The following is a 3,148-nucleotide window of genomic DNA, read 5'->3' on the forward strand; positions in this document are numbered from 1 at the left end:
GCCGCGCTCTGCGCCGCGCTGCCGGCGCTCTCGGCCCGTTTCGGCGCGGCGGAGGCCGAGGCCTTCGCCGCCGCCCTGCTGCCGGCCCTGCGGGAAGAGCCCGCCGTGGCCGTGCAGGTCGCCCCCGCGCTGGTGGAGACGGTCGCCGCCCGCTTCGCCACCCTCGCCCCGGGCCTGCCGCCGGTGACGGTCTCCGCCGCGCCGGAGCTGGAGCCCGGGGATGCGGTGCTGCGCTGGCAGGGCGGCGAGGCGGCGCGGCATGGCGCGGCGGGGCGCGCGGCCATCGCCCGCGCCCTGGCGGCGTGCGGCCTGCTGCCGCCCCCCGCCCCGGCGCCCCAGGGCACGGCTGCCGAAGCCACGGCCCCACAGGAATGACAGGAAGGGAAGGCAAGATGCAGGACCCGGTCCGCGGCGCCATGCCGATCAGCGAGCTGCCCGAGGCGATGGAGGGCGAGCCCCGCCGCGCCGCCAGCGACCTCAACGCCGTCTACGACATCCCCGTGCAGGTCTCGGCCGTGCTCGGCCGCGCCACCATGCAGGTGAGCCAGCTGCTCAAGCTCGGCCGCGGCGCGGTGGTGGAGCTCGACCGCAAGCTGGGCGAGGCGGTGGACATCTACGTCAACAACCGCCTCGTCGCCCGCGGCGAGGTGGTGATGGTGGGCGATAACCGCCTGGGCGTGACCATGACCGAGATCGTCAAGACCGACCGGGTGGCCTGACCATGCCCAGGGTGCTCATCATCGGTGCGCTGGAGCGCGAGCTGGGCCAGGCTGCCCGCATGGCCCAGGCGCGCGGCGCCGCCGTCACCCAGGTGGAGGGGGTGACGGGCGCCCTCGCCCGGCTGCGCGCCGAGGGCGCCGATGTCGTGCTCTGCGAGGTGCACCACGATATCGGCTGGCTGGTGCGCGCCCTGGCGGGGGAGCGCATCGCCTGCCCCGTCATCGCCTGCGGGGCGGAGACCGACCCGCACGCCGCCCTGCGCGCCATCCGCGCCGGGGCGCGCGACTTCCTGCCGCTGCCGCCGGATGCCGAGCTGATCGCCGCCATGCTCCAGGCCGCCGCCGGCGAGGAGGCCGAGGCCGCCCCCCCCGCCGCGCGGGACCCGGCGATGCTCGCCCTCTTCGCCCGCGCCGACCAGGTGGCCCGCGCCGAGGCCTCCGTCCTCCTCACCGGGGAGAGCGGCACGGGCAAGGAGCTGATGGCCCGCCGCATCCACGCCGCCTCGCGCCGCGCCGCCGGCCCCTTCGTCGCGCTGAACTGCGCGGCGCTGCCGGAGAGCCTGCTGGAGAGCGAGCTGTTCGGCCATGAGAAAGGTGCCTTCAGCGGCGCCCTCGCCAGCCGCAAGGGCAAGTTCGAGCAGGCCGAGGGCGGCACGCTGCTGCTCGACGAGATCGGCGAGATGGATCTGCGCCTGCAGGCCAAGCTGCTGCGCGCCATCCAGGAGCGCGAGATCGACCGGCTGGGCGGCACGCGGCCGGTGAAGGTGGATGTGCGCATCCTCGCCGCCACCAACCGCGACCTGGCGGCCGAGGCGCGCGCCGGGCGCTTCCGCGAGGATCTCTATTTCCGCCTCGACGTGGTGCGGCTGCACCTGCCGCCGCTGCGCGAGCGGCGCGGCGACATCCTGCCGCTGGCCGACCTCTTCGCCGCCCGCTATGCCGAGGTGAACGGGCTGCCGCGCCGCCCGCTCTCCGCCGCCGCGCGGCAGGCGCTGCTGGCCCATCCCTGGCCGGGCAATGTGCGCGAGCTGGAGAACGCCCTGCACCGCGCCGTGCTGATGGCCCAGGGCGACGAGATCGGCCCCGAGGCCATCGAGCTGCGCCGCGCGCCGCTGCCCGCCGCCCCGCCAGCGGTGGCGGCGGAGCCGCCCGCGCCGCCGCCCGTGCCCGCCACCCCCACCCCTACCCCTGTCCCCGCCGCGCCATCCGCGCCCGCCACCGCGCCCGCGCCGGCCGGCGGCGGCATCGAGGCCCTGGTCGGCCGCCGGATGGAGGAGGTGGAGCGCGACCTCATCCTCGGCACCCTGGCGCATTGCCTGGGCAACCGCACGCGGGCGGCGGAGGTGCTCGGCATCTCCATCCGCGCCCTGCGCAACAAGCTGCAGGACTACCGCGCCCTCGGCCTGCCGGTGCCCGCCCCCGGCGAGGGCCGCGCCCTGGTGGCGGGCTGAGGCATGGGCGCCCTCGCCCTCTTCCTGCCCGAGCCGCTGCGGCAGTTCCGCCTGGGCAGCGATCTCGGCCTCGCCCTCGGCGTCGTGGCGCTGATGGTCGTCATGCTGGTGCCGCTGCCGACGCTGCTGCTCGATCTCGGCCTGGCCATTTCCATCACCGCCTCCGTCCTCGTGCTGATGGTGGCGCTGCTGCTGCGCCGGCCGCTCGACTTCACCGCCTTCCCCACCATCCTGCTGCTGACCACGCTGCTGCGCCTCGCCCTCAACATCGCCACCACCCGCGCCGTGCTCAGCCACGGGCATGAGGGGGTGGGGGCGGCGGGCGGCGTCATCTCCGCCTTCGGCGCCTTCCTGATGGGCGGGGATGTGCTGATCGGCCTCGTCGTCTTCGCCATCCTGCTGATCGTCAACTTCATGGTGGTCACCAAGGGCTCGGGCCGCATCGCCGAGGTGGCGGCGCGCTTCAGCCTGGACGCCATGCCCGGCAAGCAGATGGCGATCGACGCCGACCTCTCCGCCGGCACCATCGACGAGGCCGAGGCCCGCCGCCGCCGCCGCGAGCTGGAGGAGGAAAGCGGCTTCTACGGCGCCATGGACGGCGCGGCGAAATTCGTGCGCGGCGATGCCATCGCCGGCCTCATCGTCACCGGCATCAACCTGCTGGGGGGGCTGGCCATCGGCATCGGCCGCCACGGCATGTCCCTCGGCGACGCGGCGGAGACCTTCGCGACGCTGACGGTGGGCGATGGCCTGGTCTCGCAGATCCCCTCCCTGCTGATCTCGGTCGCCGCCGGCATCGTCGTCACCAAGGGCAGCAGCGAGGGCCGGGCGGACCAGATGCTGGCCGGCCAGCTCGGCAGCGCCTCCAAGCCGCTCGGCATCGCCGCCGGCAGCGCGCTGCTGCTCGCCGCCATGCCGGGCATGCCGGCCCTGCCCTTCCTCGCCCTGGCCGGCGCCGCCGGCGCCCTGGCCTGGAAC

4 protein-coding genes are annotated in these 3,148 nt (G+C 75.7%); all 4 read left to right on the top strand.

Annotation, left to right across the window (positions count from 1 at the left end):
• A partial coding sequence (locus tag NON00_RS24230) for a hypothetical protein (RefSeq protein ID WP_256025366.1) occupies positions 1-375 on the top strand: 375 nt, incomplete at its 5' end.
• Between the two features lie 41 nt (positions 376-416).
• Positions 417-719: a flagellar motor switch protein FliN gene (gene fliN, locus NON00_RS24235; RefSeq protein WP_256025369.1), complete on the top strand. Its 303-nt coding sequence runs from the start codon at positions 417-419 to the stop codon at positions 717-719.
• Positions 720-721: 2 nt separating this feature from the next.
• On the top strand, positions 722-2,170 hold the full coding sequence (locus NON00_RS24240) for a sigma-54 dependent transcriptional regulator (protein ID WP_256025367.1): 1,449 nt from the start codon (positions 722-724) through the stop codon (positions 2,168-2,170).
• A gap of 3 nt (positions 2,171-2,173) precedes the next feature.
• On the top strand, positions 2,174-3,148 hold a 975-nt coding region (locus NON00_RS24245; RefSeq protein ID WP_256025368.1), incomplete at its 3' end, for an FHIPEP family type III secretion protein.

The sequence above is a fragment of the Roseomonas sp. GC11 genome, from assembly GCF_024437745.1.
In the GTDB taxonomy this organism is placed as follows: Bacteria; Pseudomonadota; Alphaproteobacteria; order Acetobacterales; family Acetobacteraceae; genus Pseudoroseomonas.

Coding starts and splice junctions, on each gene's coding strand:
- NON00_RS24240 (WP_256025367.1), top strand. CDS start 722: ATGCCCAGGGTGCTCATCATCGGTGCGCTGGAGCGCGAGCTGGGCCAG.
- fliN (WP_256025369.1), top strand. CDS start 417: ATGCCGATCAGCGAGCTGCCCGAGGCGATGGAGGGCGAGCCCCGCCGC.